This window comes from Pseudomonas sp. LJDD11 (assembly GCF_024584215.1).
Taxonomy (GTDB): Bacteria; Pseudomonadota; Gammaproteobacteria; order Pseudomonadales; family Pseudomonadaceae; genus Aquipseudomonas.
The window spans coordinates 64,591-85,538 of the sequence record NZ_JANJFL010000021.1 but is presented as its reverse complement, the minus strand read 5'-3'; the positions used below and the strand labels follow the sequence as shown (position 1 = coordinate 85,538).

General features: G+C 62.5%; 18 protein-coding genes. 6 read left to right on the top strand and 12 right to left on the bottom strand.

Annotated elements, in window-relative coordinates; translation table 11 throughout:
- The first annotated feature begins 32 nt into the window (after positions 1-32).
- A complete protein-coding gene (locus NRB16_RS21280; RefSeq protein ID WP_045484381.1) occupies positions 33-194 on the top strand; it encodes a YqaE/Pmp3 family membrane protein in 162 nt (53 codons plus the stop codon).
- 48 nt (positions 195-242) lie between these two features.
- Here NRB16_RS21280 and pqqD read toward each other — a convergent pair whose 3' ends face one another.
- The 7 genes from pqqD to NRB16_RS21245 form a co-directional block, all read right to left on the bottom strand.
- Entirely contained in the window at positions 243-521 is a 279-nt protein-coding gene (gene pqqD / locus NRB16_RS21275; protein WP_045484378.1) for a pyrroloquinoline quinone biosynthesis peptide chaperone PqqD, read from the bottom strand.
- A gap of 100 nt (positions 522-621) precedes the next feature.
- Positions 622-1,422 carry a carbon-nitrogen hydrolase family protein gene (locus NRB16_RS21270; protein ID WP_045484375.1) on the bottom strand — a complete coding sequence of 267 codons (801 nt, stop codon included), beginning with the start codon at positions 1,420-1,422 and terminating at the stop codon, positions 622-624.
- 14 nt (positions 1,423-1,436) lie between these two features.
- Positions 1,437-3,116 (bottom strand): NAD(P)/FAD-dependent oxidoreductase, encoded by a 1,680-nt coding sequence (locus tag NRB16_RS21265; protein WP_257106867.1) that lies wholly within the window; start codon positions 3,114-3,116, stop codon positions 1,437-1,439.
- Positions 3,117-3,259: 143 nt separating this feature from the next.
- Positions 3,260-3,721 carry an Lrp/AsnC family transcriptional regulator gene (locus NRB16_RS21260; RefSeq protein ID WP_045484369.1) on the bottom strand — a complete coding sequence of 154 codons (462 nt, stop codon included), beginning with the start codon at positions 3,719-3,721 and terminating at the stop codon, positions 3,260-3,262.
- 48 nt (positions 3,722-3,769) lie between these two features.
- A complete protein-coding gene (locus NRB16_RS21255; protein ID WP_045484366.1) occupies positions 3,770-4,825 on the bottom strand; it encodes an FUSC family protein in 1,056 nt (351 codons plus the stop codon).
- Positions 4,826-4,925: 100 nt separating this feature from the next.
- Positions 4,926-6,551, bottom strand: coding sequence for a methyl-accepting chemotaxis protein (locus tag NRB16_RS21250; RefSeq protein WP_257106866.1), 1,626 nt, complete (start codon positions 6,549-6,551; stop codon positions 4,926-4,928).
- Positions 6,552-7,147: 596 nt separating this feature from the next.
- Positions 7,148-7,789 carry a hypothetical protein gene (locus NRB16_RS21245; RefSeq protein ID WP_253116976.1) on the bottom strand — a complete coding sequence of 214 codons (642 nt, stop codon included), beginning with the start codon at positions 7,787-7,789 and terminating at the stop codon, positions 7,148-7,150.
- 244 nt (positions 7,790-8,033) lie between these two features.
- Between NRB16_RS21245 and NRB16_RS21240 the strand changes: the two genes are divergently transcribed.
- Positions 8,034-8,252 (top strand): MbcA/ParS/Xre antitoxin family protein, encoded by a 219-nt coding sequence (locus tag NRB16_RS21240; RefSeq protein ID WP_257106865.1) that lies wholly within the window; start codon positions 8,034-8,036, stop codon positions 8,250-8,252.
- A 56-nt stretch (positions 8,253-8,308) separates the two neighbouring features.
- Here the strand turns inward: NRB16_RS21240 and NRB16_RS21235 are convergent, their stop codons facing one another.
- The 5 genes from NRB16_RS21235 to NRB16_RS21215 all read right to left on the bottom strand — a co-directional run bounded on the left by NRB16_RS21235 (position 8,309) and on the right by NRB16_RS21215 (position 13,592).
- Entirely contained in the window at positions 8,309-9,100 is a 792-nt protein-coding gene (locus NRB16_RS21235; RefSeq protein ID WP_253142389.1) for an ABC transporter ATP-binding protein, read from the bottom strand.
- Positions 9,094-10,089 (bottom strand): ABC transporter permease, encoded by a 996-nt coding sequence (locus NRB16_RS21230; RefSeq protein ID WP_257106864.1) that lies wholly within the window; start codon positions 10,087-10,089, stop codon positions 9,094-9,096. Before NRB16_RS21230 ends, NRB16_RS21235 begins: the two co-directional genes overlap by 7 nt.
- Positions 10,070-11,140 carry an ABC transporter substrate-binding protein gene (locus NRB16_RS21225; protein ID WP_253142391.1) on the bottom strand — a complete coding sequence of 357 codons (1,071 nt, stop codon included), beginning with the start codon at positions 11,138-11,140 and terminating at the stop codon, positions 10,070-10,072. Before NRB16_RS21225 ends, NRB16_RS21230 begins: the two co-directional genes overlap by 20 nt.
- 241 nt (positions 11,141-11,381) lie before the next feature.
- A complete protein-coding gene (locus tag NRB16_RS21220) occupies positions 11,382-12,560 on the bottom strand; it encodes an acetyl-CoA C-acetyltransferase (protein WP_045484346.1) in 1,179 nt (392 codons plus the stop codon).
- Positions 12,561-12,680: 120 nt separating this feature from the next.
- Complete coding sequence (locus NRB16_RS21215) at positions 12,681-13,592, bottom strand: LysR family transcriptional regulator (RefSeq protein WP_253116972.1); 912 nt, start codon at positions 13,590-13,592, stop codon at positions 12,681-12,683.
- Between the two features lie 156 nt (positions 13,593-13,748).
- Between NRB16_RS21215 and NRB16_RS21210 the strand changes: the two genes are divergently transcribed.
- Genes NRB16_RS21210 through NRB16_RS21195 form a run of 4 tightly spaced genes read left to right on the top strand, consistent with a single transcriptional unit; the run spans position 13,749 to position 20,937 of the window.
- Positions 13,749-17,300, top strand: a complete 3,552-nt coding sequence (locus NRB16_RS21210) for an indolepyruvate ferredoxin oxidoreductase family protein (RefSeq protein ID WP_257106863.1) — start codon at positions 13,749-13,751, stop codon at positions 17,298-17,300.
- Between the two features lie 39 nt (positions 17,301-17,339).
- Positions 17,340-18,515, top strand: a complete 1,176-nt coding sequence (locus NRB16_RS21205) for an isovaleryl-CoA dehydrogenase (RefSeq protein WP_253116971.1) — start codon at positions 17,340-17,342, stop codon at positions 18,513-18,515.
- 11 nt (positions 18,516-18,526) lie between these two features.
- Complete coding sequence (locus NRB16_RS21200; protein ID WP_257106862.1) at positions 18,527-20,134, top strand: carboxyl transferase domain-containing protein; 1,608 nt, start codon at positions 18,527-18,529, stop codon at positions 20,132-20,134.
- Positions 20,135-20,148: 14 nt separating this feature from the next.
- Positions 20,149-20,937, top strand: a complete 789-nt coding sequence (locus tag NRB16_RS21195; protein WP_257106861.1) for a gamma-carboxygeranoyl-CoA hydratase — start codon at positions 20,149-20,151, stop codon at positions 20,935-20,937.
- The last annotated feature ends 11 nt before the right edge of the window (positions 20,938-20,948 follow it).

The following is a 20,948-nucleotide window of genomic DNA, read 5'->3' as shown; positions in this document are numbered from 1 at the left end:
GCCATCAAGGCCCTTCAATCAGGAGCTTACCCATGGACATCATCCGCATTATCATCGCCATTCTGCTGCCTCCACTGGGCGTGTTCCTGCAAGTCGGTTTCGGCGGCGCGTTCTGGCTCAACATCCTGTTGACCCTGCTGGGTTACTTCCCTGGCATCATCCACGCGGTGTACATCATCGCCAGCCGCAAGTAACCTGCCGCGCCGCTTTCAGGCCTGGTCCTGGCCAGGCCCGAAGGCGCTTCAGTGCAGGTCGATCCAGTGCTTCTGGCTGGCTCTCCTGATGAAGTCATCAACGTCGGTACCCGTTTCCGGAAGGTTAGGGAAACGGGTATGCAGAATCTCGATGATCTGCTCGACCGTGTGCCGACCATCAATCAATTCGCCAACCCGTGCCGCGTCATCGTCCAGGCGGATCATGCCGCCGGGACGAAACAGCAGTACATGGCCATGTCGATCAGGAGCCCGCTCCAGGCTGCAGCCTGTGTGCCAGTGCGGGGTGAGTGTGCGATCGGCTTTCATGGAGTGATCCTCTGCTGACAGACACTTTGCTCGTGACCGGCCGGGAGGCCGATCATCAATCCTCACTTGCAGTGTAGTCGCGCAATGCAATGACGGCGGCTCAGTTTTTCAACAGTCGCTCATACAGATCAGGGCGGCGATCAGCGGCGTAATTGTTTAAATCCTTGGCGTTATCGATGCCTGAGCGTTGCAGGTCAGCGATCAGCAACGCTTCGTCCTCGCCTGCCAGCAACGGGCGGCAGCCCTGCGGCCCGTTAAGGCTGCTCAGGCCGCAATAGTGGATTTCGCCCTCACTACCGCAGTAGTTGGCATACGCCAGGTAGCACTGGTTCTCGAAGGCGCGGGCGCGCACCGTCACCTCACACACGAAGTCATAGGGCGCCATATTGGCGGTGGGCACCACGATCAGGTCGGCACCGGCCAGCGCGAGATGACGCGCCGTCTCCGCAAACTCTACGTCGTAGCAGATCAGTAGCCCCAGCCGCCAACCGTGCAGTTCGACCACCGCACAGTGCGCGGCCCCGGCGCTGAACATGGTTTTATCCAGCTCGCCGAACAGGTGGGTCTTGCGATAGTTGACCAGCCGGTTGCCGGCCGCGTCGATCAGTTGCGCTGCGTTATACAGCAGGCCGTCCGTGGCCCGCTCCGGGTAGCCATAGACAATCGCCATACCGCTGTGCCGGGCAATCGTCGCGACCTGTTCGGCTGCCGGGCCGTCTGCGGCTTCGGCCAGTCGTTCGACCGCCTGACGACCGATGTTGTAACCGCTGAGGAACATCTCCGGGCAGACCAGCAACTGTGCACCAGCACGGCTGGCGGCCTGTGCCTGGGCGGCCAGCCGCGCCAGGTTGGCATCAATGTCCAGGGGCAGGGGCGGGCATTGGTAAATCGCGATCCGCATGCTAAACCTCGGTGTCAGTCGCCCAGCGCAATGGGGCCGATTTCATCGAACACATCGCCTGGGCCGGGGTTGTCGGCGGGGGACTTGCCGCCAAAGTGGTTCATGATGCCCCACACCGCATTGAGCGAGGTCTGCACCGCACCCTCGACCCAGGCCGGGGTCCAGGATATGTCATCACCGGCGAGGAACATGCCGCGGTGTTCGGCGGGCATGTCGTGCTGCATGAAGTGCGCGTACATCCGCTGGTTATAGCGGTAATGGCCGGGCAGTGCGCCTTTGAAGGCACCCAGGAAATGCGGATCGGCCTCCCACGAAACGGTAATCGGGTCGCCGATGATGTGCGCGGCGATATCCACCTTCGGGTAAATCTTCTTCAGCGCATCCAGGGCCAGACGCACGCGCTTGTCGATCGGCTGTGGCAGCATTTTCAGTGCATCGCTCATCCACGAGTAGGACAGGCAGATCACTCCTGGTTTGTCGTCGCCGTTGTCAAACAGGTAGGTGCCACGGGTCAGACGGTCGGTGAGGGTCATGCTCATCAGGTCGCGGCCGGTTTGCGGGTCTTTGTCTTTCCAGAAGGGCCGGTCGACCATCACAAAGGTTTTCGACGACTGCATGTAGCGGGTACGGTCCAGGGCCATCCACATTTTCTGCGAGAACAGTGACTCTTCGCATTCGATCTGGGTGGTCAGCAGCCAGCTCTGGCAAGTGGTCAGTACTGCCGGGTACAGACGCGTGTCGCCCCAGTTGTCGGTGATCGCCAACTGGCCGTCGGAGGCGCGGGCGATGCGTTTGACGCCAGGGCGCGGCGCGCCATGGTGCAGTGACGACAGGCTGGTGCCGGCCGGCCAATGGGCGCAGTGCTGCGGCACATGGCGCCAGATGCCCAGCGGCACCTGTTGCACGCCACCGACAATCAAGTGCTGGTCTTCATCGCAGTTGGTCATTACCACGCGGAAAATTTCCAGCATCGAGTTGGGGAAGTCCGAGTCCCAGCCACCGGTGCCGAAACCGACCTGGCCGAACACTTCGCGATGGTAGAACGACAATTTGGCAAAGGCTTTCGAGGTGGCCACGAAGTCGTAAAAGGTGCGGTCGTCCCACAGCGGTACCAGTTCGTTCCACAACGCCTTGAGGCGTGGCACATTGCGTTCGCGGATTGCCTGCTGGATTTCGGAAAACCGCGCGCCGCTCTCCAGGGCGTCGGCCCAGGCATCGGCCACTTCCTGAAACAGGGCGGGCAGGTCGCTGAGGCTTTGCGCATAGTAGGTATTGCCTTCCAGATCCACCACCGTGCTGCCGGAGGCCGGGGTCAGCGGGTTGGGAAATGGCTGGGTCTGCAGGCCGAGTTTGTCGACATAGTGATAGAACGCCGTGGACGAGGCCGGAAAGCGCATGCCTCCCAGTTCGGCAATGATGCCTTCAGCGCCTTCGAATGGCTGGGAGCGCAGCCGCCCGCCCATCTGCGAAGCCTCGTAGACCACCGGCTTGAGGCCCAGCTTCATCAGTTCATAGGCGGCGACCATGCCGGCGATGCCGGAGCCGATGATCGCCACTTCACGGCCATGATGATGCGCCGGGATGCTGCCCAGCCCGGCGGGGTGGGTGATCCACTCGTCGAAGGCAAAAGGGAAATCCGGACCGAACATAGTGATCGGTTGTTGACCGTCTGCACGATGACGAGGGTGATTCATGGCTGTCCCTTAATGGTGGCGATGGCACGGGTAAGGACAGTCTAGGCAGGCATGAGCACGTTAATAAGACGAAAACTGTCGTCGCTCTGTGCGTCGGTGATGCAATCTGACGACCTGCTTGCGCACTATGACGAAAACGCCATTCAAACTGGCTGGCCGCGGTCGATCTTGCTGCTGAGAATGATCGAGGTGGTGGTCTTTTCCACCCCCTCGACACTGCCGATCAGGTCGAGCAACTGGTCCAGTTGCTCCGGGGATTCAGTGCGTAGCCAGGCAACATAGTCGAACTCGCCACTCACCGCGCACAGTTGCTGGACTTCGCTGAGGGTCGCGAGGCGGCGCAGCACGTCCTTGCCGGCTCGCGGCCTGACGGTGATGCCGACGTAGGCCTGCAGGCCGCCATCGACCACTCGCTGGCCCAGCCGTACACCGTAGCCGGTGATGACCTTGCTCTTTTCCAGGCGTGCCAGCCGCGACGTCACGGTGGTGCGCGCGATGCCCAGTTGGCGGGCCAGCACGGCCACGCTTTCGCGGGCGTTGAGCTGCAAAGCGGCGATCAACCGGTGGTCAAGATCATCAAGAACGGGCGGGCGGCTGGCGGACAAGGGCGTCTCCTTACAATGCGCCGCATGGTACGGGGTGTTGCCTGCCGGTCACAACTTCCAGCGCCGGGAGGTCTTGGCCAGACGTGCCTGCAATTGATCGAGCGTGTGGCTCAGGCGCTGGCTCATCAGCAAATAACCGGTCAGTTCGGCGGGAACGTCACCGGGCAGCTGCAAGGCTTCAAAGCTGCGGTTGAGGTGTTCGGTCGCGCCGGTCTGCAACGCCCTGGCCATGCCCAGCAGGCGGCGGCGGTTCTGCCGGTAGTCGGCATCCAGTAGCGCCCGGGTGAGCGGGTCAGGGTTGGCCGGGCGGGTATTGGCGAGGATTTCCAGCAGGCTCAGGCACATCCGGAACTGGCTCTGGATGGTGTCCAGCTCGACCATGGAAATCTTCACCTCCTTGGACACCGACGGCAGCAGCGAGCGCAGTTGCAGCATGGTCGCGTTGAGGCTGGCGGTGAGCTTGAGGTGTTCATCGGCGTTGACCGCCTGGCCATGGCTGATCCGCCCATACACCTTGGCGCAGTCACGCAGGCCGCTGGCCAGGTTATAGCGCCAGGAGAACACCGCATACAGCGGCAGAGCGAACGAGAACGCCAGCGCCAGACCGATACCGATCAGAATATCCACCGTGCGCCACAGCCCGTCGCTGATCGGGTTGACCCCGTGGCCTGCGACGATGAACAGCGTGATCGCTGACAGGAGCGCGGTATAGCCGCCCTTGCCGATGGCGTGGTAGGCGAAGAATCCGCACATCACTGACATCAGGGTGTAGGTCAGCAGCGGCATTTCCAGATAACCCTGCTGGACCACCACGCACAGCCCAAGGCCTGCGCCGATCAGGGTGCCATAGGCACGTTCCACGGATTTCTTGCGGATATTGCCATGATGCTGCAGGCCGCCGATCACGATCAGCATGGTCACCGAGGCCCATTCGCCATGTGGCAGGTTCAACCCGCTGGTGAGCAGGATCGACACCAGCAGGCCGACCGAGATTCGGGCGGCATGGATCAGCCGGGCGTGTCGGTAGCGGCGATAAGGGTCAAGCAACGGGCGTAGTACAGGGCGAAGCCAGGCGGGAATGGAAGCAGTGCGAGGAAAGGGCATGCGGGGGCGTACCATCAACTGAGGTCAGTGGAGTAGGCCATAACCGGTGCAGCGCTGCCAGAGGCTGGCAGCGCTTGTATTGGCGCGATTGTGAAACCGGTCAGACCTTGAAACGGGAAATCATGGTGTTAAGGCCGACCGCCAGGCTCGATAGTTCCTGGCTCGCGGCGCTGGTCTGGTTGGCACCGGCCGAGGTCTGCATCGACAGATCGCGGATATTCACCAGGTTGCGGTCCACTTCGCGGGCCACCTGGGCCTGTTGCTCCGAGGCGCTGGCGATCACCAGGTTACGCTGGTTGATCGAATTGATCGCTTCGGCAATACCCTCCAGCGCCTGGTTGGCGGCCTGGGCCACGTCCAGCGTTGCGGTGGCGCGCTGGCGGCTGCTTTGCATCGCATCCACGGCGCGTTCCGAACCGGACTGGATGCCGCCGATCATTTTCTCGATCTCCTGGGTCGACTCCTGGGTGCGGTGCGCCAGGCCGCGCACCTCATCGGCCACCACGGCAAAGCCGCGTCCGGCCTCACCGGCCCGGGCGGCTTCGATGGCGGCATTGAGGGCCAGCAGGTTGGTCTGCTCGGCCACCGAGCGGATCACGTCCAGCACCTTGCTGATGTCGTTGACCTGGCTGGCCAGTTGTTCGATTTCCTGGGAGGTGGTCGACACATCGCCGACCAGATGCTCGATCGACTCCAGCGCCTGATTGACCTTCTCGCGGCCCTGGGCGGTGCTCTTGTCTGCGCCTTTGGAGGCTTCGGCGGTGATCACCGCGTTGCTGGCCACTTCCTCAACCGCCGCGGTCATCTCATTCACCGCAGTGGCGGCCTGCTCGATCTCGGCATTCTGCTTGTGCAGGCCGCGGCTGGCGTCTTCGGTTACCGAGTTGAGCTCTTCGGAGGCCGAGGCCAACTGGTTCGACGAGGCGGCGATCTGGGTAATGGTGTCACGCAGGTTGTGCTGCATGATGTTCAGGGCGTTCAGCAACTGTGCCGGTTCGTCGTGGCCCGAGACCTTGATGTCGCGGGTCAGGTCGCCGCTGGCCACCCGGTTGGCGGCGGTCACTGCGTCGGCCAGCGGGCTGACGATGCTGCGGGTCAGTACCCAGGCAATCACCGCCATGGCCAGCAAGATGGCCAGCAAGGCGACGATGATGACGGCAAAGGCTTCATCGAAAACATCACTGCTGAGCTTGGCTGCACTGACGGCACCATCGGCGTTGTAGCGCACCAGTTTCTTCAGTGAGGCCATCATGTTGTCGGCGTACTCGACCAGCGGGCCGTTGATCAGATCCACCGCCTCTTGCTTGCGTCCGTCCTGCAGCGTGGCAAGCACCTTGGCCTGCAACTGGTGATAGCGGTCACTGGTGGCTTTGAAGTCATTGAACAAGGCACGGTCTTCTGGCACCTGAATGGTGTCTTCATAGCTTTTGACGACCTTGGGAATGGCGTCGTTGATACCGCGGATCATGCTGAGGGTCCGCTCGCGCTCGGCGCTGTCGTCTTGCAGGATGGCGCGCAGGGTGAGTGCCCGAACGCGCCCCAGATCAGTGCCCAGGTCTCCCAGGGCAATGACCGCAGGCAACCAGACCTCCCTGACTTCGTCGGTCGCAGTATCCATACGTTTGGCCTGGAACAGAGCGGTCACGCCCATGCCCAGCACCAGCGCCCCGAGCAGTAGAAAAATGGCTGCGGCCCGCGTGCCGACTTTCAAGTCCCTCAAGTTCATGTTTAGTCCTTCATGGCAGTTTTAAAGTGTGGCTTGCAAATGATCCTGGGGATCTCAGGCGGCGGCCTGGATACAGCCCTGAACTATTCCGGCATGATCTGTAAGGCAAATAACGGCATGACTGGCCAGATATTTCCTAACGTACGTCACGCGGTTTGGTTGAATCGACTGGCTGGATTTCACCCGGCGCAGCCGCCACGCTCAGCGGCTCGCGCATGCGCAGGCAATGAACGCCCACAGACCCGCCAGGGCCTGTCATTGCTCAGGTGTGAAATCATTCGAGACGCCGTGGCTCAGGGCCAGGCTGCTTGATGTTGTTCGTGTTCGAACAAGCAGGTGTGCCGGACGAGCTTTCTTGTACGATTGTTCAATGATGGCCAATTGCTTCTTTCAGTACAAGTAAAAAGATGTTTCTTCGTTGTACTGCAGGCATGCGACTTATGTCGGCTATACATCGGCTTTATTTAGGATTTTCTACAATAACTAGTTAACGCCTCTATATCGGTGTTTTCCGACGTTACTAGGACGTTAGTGCCAATATTTGTAAGTTATTCCCGGTCTTGCTGGAAAATCGCTGGCAGCGACAGGCGCTGCGATCAGTACGCCGGGTGGTCAACAAATACCAGCTGCGACTCTTGGGTGTATTGATGGGGGCTTTCCATGTCGACTGATGTGTATTTCACGTTGGTCACTACCAGGCCGATCCTGCCGCCGGGACCGCCCACCGAGAAGACATTGAGGAATACCCGATTGCCCCAACACTCGCGTTGCACTTCTGGGCCGCAATTGCCTGTGTTGTCTTGTTCACCAGCGCTGTACAACGTTCGCGGCTCCCAGCCCTCAAAGGCCACCAGAGAATAGCTGCCGGCTGAACTGCCCTGGCCGGAACCGGCGCCGCCAATGATGAGCACCGACTGACTGCTGCCGTAGTCGTCGAGCAGGCGGATCTTGTTGTATTGCCCGCCGAAGTCTTCAAGCGCTCGCGCCTGCTTGAGGGTCGGGCGCACCAGCAGATAACCGGCCTGAAAATTCCTGCCTGCGTTTTCATAAGATACCGACGCCAGATAAGCCTGCTCGTTGTTCGGCAACGCCACGGGAACCACATTTTCGACTTGCACGCCCATCTGCTGCACTTCAGCAGGCGCCCAGGCGGTGATCTGTTTGGCAGAGGGTGGAGTGGCGCCCAGAATGGGCAATGAAAGGCTCAGGGCAAAGGTGGCAACGATCAGTGTACGCATGGCGACTCCCTTGAATGCAGAAATGGTTCCCTGTGTCGCCATGGGCTGGCGCAACAGGGAACATACAAGGGATGAGGAGGTAGGGCCAGTGTCTGCCACTTTGTAGCCGAGATCTCTAGTTTTCGTAGGCAGATACCTGTTCTTGTAGCCGAAGGCTTGTTTCCGAATTCATGCAGTAAACTTGCAGACTACGCGGGCTGACCTGTGAAGCGGAGGGTTTCCTAATCATGGATCTGGTGACTCTATGGAAAAGACCATGAGCCTTGTGGTGTTTGAGCGAAAGCATCTTGTGTTCAATCAGGCCACCGAGGTTTTTGAAAGCGCTAACGACGCTATGGCCTGGATGTTCAGGCCGACCCGTGCCTTGGCAGGCAAGTCACCTGAAATGCTGTGTGAAACAGACGTCGGCGTCTGTCAGGTCCTACGCCTGCTCAATGCCATTGAGTGGGGCGGCGCCTGTTAAGTCGTTTGCGTACCGCTACAGATCAGCCTCCCCGCACTTACAATCAAGGTGCTTGCTTACCAGTCACTCCCCTGCCCGAGCAACTCCAGCGCATGATGACGCAGCTCCAGTAACCTTGGATCATCCCGCCGACGCGGGTACGGCCGGTCGACCTTGAGTTCGGCCAGCACCCTGGCCGGGCGGGCCGAGAACACCAGCACGCGGTCACACAACAGCAATGCCTCTTCGACGTCATGGGTGACCAGCAACGAGCTGTAGCGTTGCTGCTGCCACAGGCGAATCAGCTCGCCCTGCATGGCGATGCGGGTCAGTGAATCAAGCTTGCCCAGCGGCTCGTCGAGCAGCAGCAGGCGCGGTTCGTTGATCAGGGCGCGGGCCAGGGCGGCGCGCTGTGCCATGCCGCCGGAGAGCTGGCGTGGGTAGGCGTCGCGAAATTCCAGCAGTCCGACCTTGCCAAGAGTCTCATCAACCCGGTGCTTGTGGGTCTTGAGCTGGCCTCGGGCTTGCAGGCCGAGCGCAACGTTGTCCCACACGCTGCGCCACGGGTAGAGGGTCGGGTCCTGAAACACCAGCACCCGCGAGTGATGCGGGCCGGGAATCGCCGCGCCGTCGGCCTGCAACTGGCCGCTTTGCAGCGTCTCCAGGCCGGCGACCAGACGCAGCAGGGTCGACTTGCCACAGCCTGACGGCCCCAGCAGGCCAACGCTTTCGCCCGGCGCCAGTTGCAGGTCGACCTTGTCGAGCACCGGCAAGCGGCTGTCGCCAAGGTCGAAGGCATGGCTCAGGCCGCGAATATCCAGGGCCATGCCGATGTCCTGGGTCTGAATTGCCGCTGCACTCGCTACCATTGCACCGCTCCTTTCTGCCACGACAACACCCGGTCACGCACCTTGAACAACAGGGTGATCAACCCCGAGCACAGCAGCGCCATGACGATCAGCGCGGCGTACATGTTGGCGTAAGCGGCCCAGCCTTGCGCCCATTGCAAGTACCAGCCCAGGCCTGCTTTGACGCCCATCATCTCCGCCACTACCAGCACCGAGAACGACGCACCCAGGCCCATGAACAGGCCAACGAATACGTTGGGCAGTGCGGCGGGAATCGCCACGCGCAGGATCAGAAACCGAGAGTTGGCGCCCAGCGTACGGGCCACTTCGTAGTACGCCTTATCGACCCCGGCCACGCCCGACCAGGTCAGCACCGTGACCGGAAACCAGGTTGCCAGGGCAATCAGAAATACGCTGGCGCTCCAACTGGTGGGGAAGAAGAAAAAGCAGATTGGCAGCAGCGCGGTGGACGGCACCGGGCCGAGGATGCGCAGTACCGGGTGCACCCAATAGCCGATGCGTTGCGACCAGCCGATCGATACTCCGGCGATGAAGCCAGTCACGCCACCCAATACCACACCGTTGAACAGCAACCAGAACGAATGCAGCAGGCTTTCACCCAAGCGTGGCCAGTCATCGACAAACACCTCGATCAGCGCTTGCGGCGGGGCGAAGAACGGCACTGGCAGCAGAACGATCTTGGCGGTCACCAGCACCCACACGCCCAGCAGCAACGGCAATACCACCAGCCAGGGACCTGCCGGTTTCAGCACGCTGACCAGCCGGGCGAACACGCCGGGTAACACGGCTGTCAGGGCCAGCAGCAGGGCGACGGCGCCGGCACCGAGGGCCAGTTCGCGAGTGAAGGGCCAGGGTCGTCCGCCGTCCGGGTACAAGCCGGTGAACAGCGCGAAGGCCAGCCAGGCAGCGGCGGCCAGCAGCCCGCTGCGCCACAGCGTGACGCTTGTGGGCTGGGCGGTTTGGGTCTGCTCAAGCGAATACGTCGGCATGGATACTCTCCGCGAATTGCGCAGGATCGGTACGCGGCTTCAGAACTTCGACCTGCTTGAGGTCGCGGGCGTACACGGCGATTTCCTGCTCGAAGGTCTTGCCCACCGAGTAGTAACCGTGGGTGTGCTCGGTGAGGATGGCGCGCACTTCCTCCTTGCTGGTGTTGAGCGCGAACTTGAGGAATTCATCGGCCACCGCATCGGGGTTTTTAAAGGCCCAGGCATGGGCCTGCAAAATCGAGTGAGTGATCGCTGCGGCAACCGGCTGCTCGTTGCGCGCCAGCTTGCCGCTGACCCCGACCACGCAGCAGCTCATGTTGGCGTATTCCTCAATCATATTGGTCGCCAGCTCACGGAACGCCGGTTGCTGCTTGACCCGGTACATGATCGGGTCGGAACCGCTGGCGGCCTGAATCTCGCCTTTCTCCAGCGCCACGCTGAGCAGGTCGATGGGGTAGACCCGCCAGGTCACGTCACGGATCGGGTCCACCCCATGGCGCTTGAGCATCAGCGAGAAGAAGTTCTTGTCGGCGGCGGCCATGTCGGTCACGCCGATGGTCGTGCCTTTGAGCGAGGCCAGATCCTGCGGGCCATCCTTGAGGGTCAACAGGCGCAGGCAGCCGCCGTGGGTGCCGGCAGTCAGCTTGACGTCAAAGCCCTGTTCCAGTGCCTTGAGCCAGCGCAGCGCCATGCCGGTGGCGGCGTCGGCCTTACCGGTGGCCATCGATTCGAGCAGCACTTCGGTGGAATTGCCGAAGTTGACGAACTCAACATCCAGGTTATGCCGTTTGAAGATGCCCTGGCTGTCAGCGACCGCCACCGGGGCCAGGCAGACAGCATTGAGGTTGGTGGCGATCTTGACCTTGCGCGGCTCGGGCAGCACCCAGCGAGTGCTGTCCAGATCCAGCCCGCTGCCCACCGGTGCAGTGCCGTGCCCGGCATGACCTGCATGGCTGCTGTCAGCAAACCCCAGCCGACTGACCAGCGCTGCCGCCGTGGCGGTGCCGGCCATGGCCAGAAGACGACGGCGATTGATGGACGTGATGCTCATGGAGCCTCCGGTGGCGAATGAAAGGGGCCAGGAGGCGATGCGCATGCCTTATGAAGAAAATCGCCATTCCCTGAATGAATTACACGTTATCGGTAATAATCATCATCAGGGAAATTCAATTTAGGAATAACCTAATATGCAAGTTGTTTTGCCGTGAAGGGCTCCGGGGCGACGCAAAACTGTAGGAGCCGCTTCAGCGGCGAAAGCTGCGGCGCTGAAGCGGGTCGCCGGCCTGCCGTGCTTACCGGGCAATCGCCAGTGCCACGCCTTGCCCGCCGCCAATACACAGTGTCGCCAGGCCCTTCTTCGCATCGCGGCGGATCATTTCGTGCAGCAAGGTCACCAGCACCCGGCAGCCTGAGGCGCCAATCGGGTGGCCCAAAGCGATGGCGCCGCCATTGACGTTGACCTTGCTCGCGTCCCAGCCCAGTTCCTGACCCACCGACAGCGCCTGCGCTGCGAAGGCTTCGTTGGCTTCGATCAGGTCCAGCTCGTTCAGTTGCCAGCCGGCCTTGTCCAGGCAGCGACGGGTTGCCGCCACCGGGCCGATGCCCATGATCGCCGGATCGACCCCGGCGTTGGCGTAGGCTTTGATGCTGGCCAGCACCGGCAGGCCGAGTTCCGCCGCCTTGGCTGCGCTCATCAGCAGCACCGCAGCGGCGCCGTCGTTGAGGCTGGAGGCGTTGCCTGCGGTGACGCTGCCGTCCTTGCGAAACGCCGGGCGCAGCTTGGCCAGCGACTCGGCACTGGTCTCGGCGCGGGGTTGTTCGTCGGTGTCGAACAGCCGGGGTTCGCCCTTTTTCTGCGGGATCGAAACCGGGGTGATTTCATCCTTGAAGCGTCCGGCCTCAATAGCCGCGATTGCCTTGTGCTGCGAGGCGGCGGCAAAGGCGTCCTGGGCTTCGCGGCTGATGCCGTACTTTGCCACCAGATTTTCGGCAGTGATGCCCATGTGGTAATCGTTGAAGGCGTCCCACAGACCGTCGGTGATCATGCTGTCGACCATCTGGGCGTGGCCCATGCGCAGCCCGGTGCGCGCCGCTGGCAGCACGTAGGGCGCCAGGCTCATGTTCTCCATACCGCCCGCGATGATTACCTCGGCATCGCCGCAACGGATCGCCTGGGCGCCCAGATGAATGGCCTTGAGCCCCGAGCCACAGACCTTGTTCAGGGTCAGCGCCGGTACGCTGTGCGGCAGGCCGGCCAGGATCGATGCCTGACGTGCGGGGTTCTGGCCGCTGCCGGCGGTCAGCACCTGACCGAGGATCACTTCATCGACCTGCGCGGCGTCCAGCCCGGTCTGCTCCAGCAGCCGGCGGATGACCAGCGCGCCCAGCTCCGGCGCGGGAATGCCGGCCAGGGCACCCTGAAAGCTGCCGATGGCGGTGCGGGTCGCCGCAACGATGACCACGTCTTGCATGATGCTTCTCCTGTGCAGAGGCTGCTTTTTGTAGGTATGAGTACCCCAGTGTCGAGCCTGGAAAATGATTTGTTAAATTTGTTTTTCTTCTGAATTGTTTTGCAAAGCTGATTAATGCCCCTAAAGCTGAGTAGCAGAAATCAGAAACTGCTGAAACGCCCGCGCCGGCTCGCTGAAGGTCAGGTCGCGGCCCCAGATCAGGCCCAGCTCCATGGGCGGAATATTGCCGGCCACCGGGCGCACCTCGATCTTTTTACCCTCCAGCGACCAGGGACGATAGACCATGTCCGACAGGATGCTGACCCCGAAGCCATGGGCCACCAGGCCGCGCAAGGCTTCGATCGACGAGGTGCGGAACACCACTTTCGGTTGCAGGCCGGCCGCCTGCCAGTAGCGCAGCGCCGAGCTTTCGCCTTCATCCACGGTGGCCATGATGTAGGCATGCCCGGCGATGTCAGCCAGGCTCACCGACTCCACTTGCAGCAGCGGGTGGCCGCTCGGCAGCCACATCTGTCGCCGTGAGCGCATCAGCACATGGCGCTCGAACGGCAGGGCGCTGTCGACGTTGGATACAATGGTCAGGCCCAGCTCCAGCGATCCGTCGGCAATGCCCTGCTCGATGCCCGGTGTGTCCATGTCGATCAGATCGATTTCGACTTGCGGATAACTGCGTTTGAAGCGTGCCAGCAGGTTCGGCAGGAAGTAGCCCAGTACCGTGTAAGACGCGCCCACGCGCACTGTGCCTTGCAGGTTATGGCTGAGCAGTAGCGGATGGCTGACCGCATCTTGCAGGGTGTCGAGAATGTGCCGGGCATGCTGATAAAACTTGTGCCCTTCGGCGGTCAGACTCACCCCGTGGGCCAGGCGTTCGAACAGTCGCACACCCAGCATGTCTTCCAGCTGGCTGACCGCCGTGGTGATGGCCGACTGCGAAACGTGCACGGTCAGGGCGGCCTGGGAAAACTGCCCGAGTTCGGCGGCGGCGACGAAATAGCGCAATTGGCGCATGGAGATATCGTTTCGGACTGACATGTGTTTTTCAGATACCTCGATGCATTTTTTATAAATTTACGATAGCGGATCGGCGCTTCTAGACTCCAGAAAAACAAGCTCCACCAAACCACTCCAGAACAAACCGGCGGGCCGAACCCTACAGCCCCCCGGATAACAAGAATCGGAGGATTGGCCGTGACCGCATCGCTGACCGTGCTCGACGACAAGTACACCCAGACCCAGGGCAAAGCCCTGATGACCGGCATCCAGGCGCTGGTGCGGCTGCCACTGATGCAGCGCCAGCGCGACCTGGCCGCGGGGCTGAACACCGCAGGGTTTATCTCCGGTTACCGTGGCTCGCCGTTGGGCGGCTTCGACCAGGCATTGTGGAAAGCCCGTGAGCATCTGCAGGCACAGCACATCAAATTTCAGCCTGGCCTCAACGAAGACCTCGCCGCCACCTCATTGTGGGGTACTCAACAGGTCAACATGTTCGACGGCGCGCGCTACGACGGTGTATTCGGCATCTGGTACGGCAAGGGGCCGGGTGTTGACCGCTGCGGCGATGTGTTGCGGCATGCCAACGCAGCAGGTTCTTCGGCCTTCGGTGGCGTGCTGGCGATTGCCGGTGATGACCACGGCGCCCGCTCATCGTCGCTGCCGCATCAGACCGAGCACATTTTCAAGGCGGTGATGATGCCGGTGCTGGCGCCTTCCGGCGTGCAGGAGTACCTCGATTTTGGCCTGCACGGGTTTGCCATGTCGCGCTACAGCGGTTGCTGGGTGGCGATGAAGGCGGTGGCCGACACCGTTGAAAGCGGCGCCGTCGTAGACCTGAGCCTGGACCGTGTGCAGCCGGTGCTACCCGACTTCGAACTGCCCGAGGGTGGCCTGAATATCCGCTGGCCTGACCCGCCGCTGGCCCAGGAAAAACGCCTGCTCGAACACAAACTGTACGCCGCCGCCGCTTATGCGCGGGCCAACGGCCTGGACCGGATTGTCATGGATGCGCCCAAGGCGCGGATCGGCATCGTCACCTCGGGCAAATCGTACCTGGACGTTTGCCAGGCGCTGAAGATCCTCGGCATCAATGAGGCGCGCGCCGCGCAGATCGGCCTGCGCATCTACAAGGTCGGCATGGTCTGGCCGATGGATGCCGAAGGCGTACGGCACTTTGCCGATGGCCTGGAAGAGATCGTCGTGGTCGAAGAAAAACGCCAGATGATCGAATACCAGCTCAAGGAAGAACTCTACAACTGGCGTGAAGACGTGCGCCCGCGCATCGTCGGCAAGTTCGACGACAAAGGCGAGTGGACCCGGCCGCATACCGACTGGCTGCTGCCAGCGATTGGCGACCTGACCCCGTCGCAGATCGCACGAGCGCTGGCGCGGCGTATTTTGCGCCACCACCAGAGCGGCGAGTTGCAGGTGTGCCTGGCGGTGCTTGAAGCGCAACTGTCGACCGGCCAGCGCTTTGCAACCCTGATGGACCGGGCGCCGCATTACTGCTCCGGCTGCCCGCACAACAGTTCGACCAAGGTGCCGGAAGGCAGCCGCGCACTGGCGGGCATTGGTTGTCACTACATGGCCGCGTGGATTTATCCACAGACCCGCACCTTCAGCCAGATGGGCGGCGAGGGCGCCGCGTGGATCGGCCAGGCGCCATTCACCGACACGCCGCACGTGTTCGCCAACCTTGGCGATGGCACCTACTTCCACTCCGGGCTGCTGGCGATTCGGGCGGCGGTCGCGGCCAGGATCAACATCACCTACAAGATTCTCTACAACGACGCCGTGGCGATGACCGGCGGCCAGCCGGTGGACGGCAGCCTCAGTGTGGCGCAGATCTCCCGGCAACTGGCTGCCGAAGGGGTCGGGCGCATCGTGGTGGTGACCGACGACACCGAGCGCTATCGCGATGTCCAGGATCTGGCACCGGGTGTGCCGGTGTGGCGCCGCGACCGCATGGATGAACTGCAAAAAGAACTGCGCGAATTCAGCGGGGTGTCGTCGATCATCTATGACCAGACCTGCGCCGCGGAAAAACGCCGGCGGCGCAAACGCGGCAAATTCCCCGACCCGGCGCGTCGGGTGGTGATCAACCAGGCGGTGTGCGAAGGCTGCGGCGATTGCAGCAGCCAGTCGAACTGCATGTCGGTGACCAGTGTCGAGACCGAGTTCGGCAACAAACGGGAGATCGACCAGTCGTCGTGCAACAAGGACTTCACCTGCCTGAGCGGCTTCTGCCCAAGCTTCGTCACCGTCGAGGGCGGCGCCTTGCGCAAGCCCAAAGCGCTGGGCCAGGGCGAGGCCGAGCAATGGCCGCTGCCGGTGCCGGTAACAGCTCCTCTACAGCAGCCCTACAGCATCCTGATCACCGGGGTCGGTGGCACCGGAGTGGTGACCATCGGCGCGCTGCTGGGCATGGCTGCGTTCATCGAGGGCAAGGGCACCCTGAGCCTGGACATGGCCGGCATGGCGCAGAAGGGCGGCGCAGTGTGGTCGCACCTGCGCATCGCCGCCCGTCAGCAAGACCTGCATGCACCGCGCATCGCCGAAGGCGAGGCCAGCCTGTTGCTGGGCTGTGATCTGGTGGTCAGTGCCAACCACGAAACCCTGTCGAAAGTCCGCCAGGGTGTGACCCATGCGCTGGTCAATTGTGAAGAAAGCCTGACCGGCGCCTTTGTGCGTAACTTCGCCGCCCAGGCAGAAACCGGCGATTTGCAGCGCTACCCCGACGCGCAGTTCCGTACCCCGGAAATGACCGCGCAGATCCGCGAAGCGGTGGGCGATGAGCAGGCACTGTTCGTCCAGGCCAGCCAGCTGGCGACCGCGCTGATGGGCGATTCCATTGCCACCAACACCTTCATGCTCGGCTTTGCCTGCCAGCAAGGCTGGCTGCCGGTGGGCATCGAAGCCCTGCAGCAGGCCATTGAACTGAACGGCACCGCCGTGCCGTTCAACCTGGCGGCATTCACCTGGGGCCGCCGTGCAGCGGTGGACCTGCCACGGGTACAAGCACTGATCGCCGATCAGCGCGCGCCCAAGCTGGCCAGGACGCTGGACGAGCAAGTGGCGCGTCGTGTGGCGTTTCTTACTGATTACCAAGACGCTGCCCTGGCCGCTCGTTATAAAGATCGGGTGGATGCTTTTGCTGCCGCCGAGACCCGGCTGGCCGGCCAGCCCGGCGCGTTGAGCGAGGCGGTGGCGCGTTATTACTTCAAGGTGCTGGCGATCAAGGATGAGTACGAGGTGGCCCGGCTGTTCACCCAAGGCGACTTTCTCAAGCAGATCGAATCCACCTTTGAAGGCGACTATAAGTTGCACTTTCACCTGGCTGCGCCTTTGCTGAATAAAAGCGCGCCGGGTGTGCAAGGCAAGAAAACCAGTTATGGCCCCTGGATGCTCAAGGCCTTCGGCTGGCTGGCACGGTTGCGGCGGGTGCGTAACACCTGGCTCGACCCCTTCGCCCACACCCATGAGCGCAAGACCGAGCTGGCCTGGCTGCGCAGTTATGAAGCCATACTCGATGAACTGCTCGGCGGCCTGCGCAGCGACAATCTGGCGCTGGCCAGCCAACTGGCGGCGCTGCCCGATGCGGTGCGCGGTTATGGCGCGGTGAAAGAGCGGTATCTGGGCCATGCTCAACTCAAGCGTGAGCGCCTGCTGGACCAATGGCGCAACGGCCCGCAGTTTCATGCTGCAACGCAGGGCCAGGGCGAACGGATTGATACCGTACAGCTGTAAACGGCACCCAACCCATAATCATAAGAACGGAGACACACCATGATCCCAGGACTGAATTTTTTCCTCGGCGAGGAAATCGACATGCTCCGCGACTCGGTCGCGGCCTTTGCCGCCAAGGAGATCGCCCCGCGTGCCGCAGAGGCTGATCGCAGCGACCAGTTCCCGATGGATCTGTGGCGCAAATTCGGTGACATGGGGCTGCTGGGCCTGACCGTCAGCGAAGAGTACGGCGGCACCGGCATGGGCTATCTGGCGCACATGATCGCCATGGAAGAAATCTCCCGCGCCGCAGGCGGCATCGGGCTGTCTTATGGCGCGCACTCGAACCTGTGCGTCAACCAGATCAACCGCAATGGCAGCGATGCGCAGAAGCGCCGCTTCCTGCCCAAATTGATCAGCGGCGAACACATCGGCGCGCTGGCCATGAGCGAACCCAACGCTGGCTCTGACGTAGTGTCGATGAAACTGCGTGCCGACAAAAAGGGCGACCGCTACGTGCTCAACGGCACCAAGATGTGGATCACCAACGGCCCGGATTGCGATGTACTGGTGGTCTACGCCAAGACCGACCTGAGTGCCGGTGCCAAAGGCATGACCGCGTTCATTCTGGAAAAGGGCGCACCGGGGTTCTCGGTGGCGCAGAAGCTCGACAAGCTCGGCATGCGCGGCTCGCACACCGGCGAGTTGGTGTTCCAGGATGTCGAGGTGCCGCAAGAAAACATCCTCGGCGCTGTGGGCGAAGGCACCAAGGTGCTGATGAGCGGCCTGGACTACGAGCGCGCGGTGCTGTCCGGCGGCCCGTTGGGGCTGATGCAGGCGGCCATGGATGTGGTGGTGCCGTACATTCACGACCGCAAGCAGTTCGGCCAGAGCATCGGCGAGTTCCAGCTGATCCAGGGCAAGATCGCTGACATGTACACCACCCAGCAGGCCTGCCGCGCCTACCTGTATGCGGTGGGCAAGCACCTCGACGCGCTGGGCAGCAGCCACGTGCGCCAGGTGCGCAAGGACTGCGCCGGGGTGATTCTCTACACCGCTGAAAAAGCCACCTGGCTGGCCGGCGAGGCGATCCAGATTCTCGGCGGCAACGGCTACATCAACGAGTTTGCGGTGGGCCGGCTGTGGCGCGACGCCAAGCTGTATGAGATCGGTGCTGGCACCAGCGAAATCCGCCGCATGCTGATCGGCCGCGAGCTGTTCAACGAGACGATGTGAGTGAGGCCGTCATGACTATCCTGCAGACGCAAATCAACACCCGCTCACCTGAATACCTCGCCAACCAAGCGGCCATGCAGGGCCAGGTTGAGGCGCTGCATAGCCTGCTGGCCAGCATTCGCGAAGGCGGTGGCGCCAAGGCTCAGCAGCGCCACACATCACGCGGCAAGCTGTTGCCCCGTGAACGCATCGACCGCCTGCTCGACCCCGGTTCGCCGTTTCTGGAAATCGGTCAGTTGGCCGCTTATGAGGTGTATGGCGAAGACGTGCCGGCAGCCGGATTGATCGCCGGTATTGGCCGGGTCGAAGGCGTCGAGTGCATGATCATCGCCAATGATGCCACCGTCAAAGGCGGCAGTTATTACCCGCTGACCGTGAAAAAACACCTGCGCGCCCAGGCCATCGCCCGCGAAAACCGCCTGCCGTGTCTGTACCTGGTTGACTCCGGTGGCGCCAACCTGCCGCGCCAGGACGAAGTGTTCCCGGACCGTGAGCACTTCGGGCGGATCTTCTTCAACCAGGCCAACCTCAGTGCCCAGGGCATCGCGCAGATCGCCGTGGTGATGGGCTCGTGCACCGCAGGTGGTGCCTATGTGCCGGCGATGAGCGACGAGACCATCATGGTCCGCAACCAGGCGACCATCTTTCTGGCCGGCCCGCCGCTGGTCAAAGCCGCCACCGGTGAGGTGGTGAGCGCCGAAGATCTTGGCGGTGCCGATGTGCACTGCAAGACCTCCGGGGTCGCCGACCATTACGCCGAAGACGACGCCCATGCCCTGGCCCTGGCGCGGCGCTGCGTGGCCAACCTCAATTGGCGCAAGCTTGGGGCGTTGCAGGCGCTGGCACCGGTCGCTCCGCGCTATGGCGCCGAGGAGCTGTACGGAATTGTTCCGGCAGACCCGAAACAACCGTTCGACGTGCGCGAAGTGATCGCGCGGATTGTCGATGACTCGCAGCTCGACGAATTCAAGGCACTGTTCGGCGCCACCTTGGTGTGCGGCTTTGCGCGGATCGGCGGCTACCCGGTGGCGGTGCTGGCCAATAACGGCATTTTGTTTGCCGAAGCCGCGCAGAAAGGCGCGCACTTTATCGAACTGGCCTGCCAGCGCGGCATCCCCCTGGTGTTCTTGCAGAACATCACCGGCTTTATGGTCGGCCAGAAATATGAAGCCGCTGGCATCGCCAAGCATGGCGCCAAGCTGGTCACCGCAGTGGCCTGCGCCAGCGTGCCGAAGTTCACGGTGATTATCGGCGGCAGCTTCGGTGCCGGTAACTACGGCATGTGCGGCCGTGCCTTTGACCCGCGCTTTTTGTGGATGTGGCCCAATGCACGAATTGGCGTGATGGGCGCCCAGCAGGCGGCGGGCGTGCTGGTGCAGGTCAAACGCGAGCAGGCCGAGCGTGCCGGCCAGACGTTTTCCGACGCCGACGAGCAACAGTTGCGCCAGCCGATCGTCGAGCAGTACGAGCGCCAGGCCGCCGCCACTTACTCCAGCGCACGGCTGTGGGACGACGGCGTCATCGACCCGGCGCAGACCCGCGAAGTGCTGGCCCTGGCGATTTCCGCCAGCCTCAATGCACCGATCGAAGCGACCCGCTTCGGCGTGTTCCGCATGTGACGGGAGGAGCGCTGATGAACGCATTCAACACCATCGAGCTGGTTCACGAGCCACGCGGCATCGCGACCCTGTGGCTGAACCGCCCGGACAAGCACAACGCCTTCAACGCCGCGATGATCGACGAACTGATTCAGGCGCTGCGCCAGGTCGGTGATGACGATGACGTGCGGTTTCTGATCCTGCGCGGGCGCGGCAAACACTTCTCGGCCGGTGCCGACCTGGCCTGGATGCAGGCCAGCGCTCGGCTCGACTACGCCGCCAACCTCAAGGATGCCCATCAGCTCGGCGAGTTGATGAACCTGCTGTATCGCCTGCCGTGCCCGACCCTGGCCGTGGTGCAGGGCGCAGCGTTTGGCGGTGCGGTGGGGCTGGTCGCCTGTTGCGACATCGCCATTGGCAGCACGGACGCGCTGTTCAGCCTCTCGGAAGTGCGCATCGGCCTGGCGCCTGCGGTGATCAGCCCGTACGTGGTGCAGGCGCTCGGTGAGCGCGCCAGCCGTCGCTATGCGCTGAGTGCCGAACGCTTCAACGGCGAGCGTGCCCGTGAACTGGGCCTGCTTGCCGAGTGCTACCCCGACGGGCAACTGGACAGTGCGCTGGCGCAGTGGACCGCCAACCTGTTGCTCAACAGCCCGTACGCGATGCGGGTGTGCAAAGCGCTGCTGCACGACGTGGGCAGTGGTGAACTCAGCGATGGCCTGCGTCAGCGTACCGAGAGCGTGATTGCCGGCATTCGTGTCAGCGAAGAAGGCCAGGAAGGGCTGGGCGCCTTTCTCGACAAGCGCAAACCCGCGTGGCAGTGAGCCGCCCGTCA

Coding starts and splice junctions, on each gene's coding strand:
- NRB16_RS21200 (WP_257106862.1), top strand. CDS start 18,527: ATGACTATCCTGCAGACGCAAATCAACACCCGCTCACCTGAATACCTC.
- NRB16_RS21205 (WP_253116971.1), top strand. CDS start 17,340: ATGATCCCAGGACTGAATTTTTTCCTCGGCGAGGAAATCGACATGCTC.
- NRB16_RS21215 (WP_253116972.1), bottom strand. CDS start 13,592: ATGTCAGTCCGAAACGATATCTCCATGCGCCAATTGCGCTATTTCGTC.
- NRB16_RS21270 (WP_045484375.1), bottom strand. CDS start 1,422: ATGCGGATCGCGATTTACCAATGCCCGCCCCTGCCCCTGGACATTGAT.
- NRB16_RS21230 (WP_257106864.1), bottom strand. CDS start 10,089: ATGCCGACGTATTCGCTTGAGCAGACCCAAACCGCCCAGCCCACAAGC.
- NRB16_RS21195 (WP_257106861.1), top strand. CDS start 20,149: ATGAACGCATTCAACACCATCGAGCTGGTTCACGAGCCACGCGGCATC.
- NRB16_RS21280 (WP_045484381.1), top strand. CDS start 33: ATGGACATCATCCGCATTATCATCGCCATTCTGCTGCCTCCACTGGGC.
- pqqD (WP_045484378.1), bottom strand. CDS start 521: ATGAAAGCCGATCGCACACTCACCCCGCACTGGCACACAGGCTGCAGC.
- NRB16_RS21255 (WP_045484366.1), bottom strand. CDS start 4,825: ATGCCCTTTCCTCGCACTGCTTCCATTCCCGCCTGGCTTCGCCCTGTA.
- NRB16_RS21245 (WP_253116976.1), bottom strand. CDS start 7,789: ATGCGTACACTGATCGTTGCCACCTTTGCCCTGAGCCTTTCATTGCCC.
- NRB16_RS21225 (WP_253142391.1), bottom strand. CDS start 11,140: ATGAGCATCACGTCCATCAATCGCCGTCGTCTTCTGGCCATGGCCGGC.
- NRB16_RS21265 (WP_257106867.1), bottom strand. CDS start 3,116: ATGAATCACCCTCGTCATCGTGCAGACGGTCAACAACCGATCACTATG.
- NRB16_RS21235 (WP_253142389.1), bottom strand. CDS start 9,100: ATGGTAGCGAGTGCAGCGGCAATTCAGACCCAGGACATCGGCATGGCC.
- NRB16_RS21240 (WP_257106865.1), top strand. CDS start 8,034: ATGGAAAAGACCATGAGCCTTGTGGTGTTTGAGCGAAAGCATCTTGTG.
- NRB16_RS21250 (WP_257106866.1), bottom strand. CDS start 6,551: ATGAACTTGAGGGACTTGAAAGTCGGCACGCGGGCCGCAGCCATTTTT.
- NRB16_RS21220 (WP_045484346.1), bottom strand. CDS start 12,560: ATGCAAGACGTGGTCATCGTTGCGGCGACCCGCACCGCCATCGGCAGC.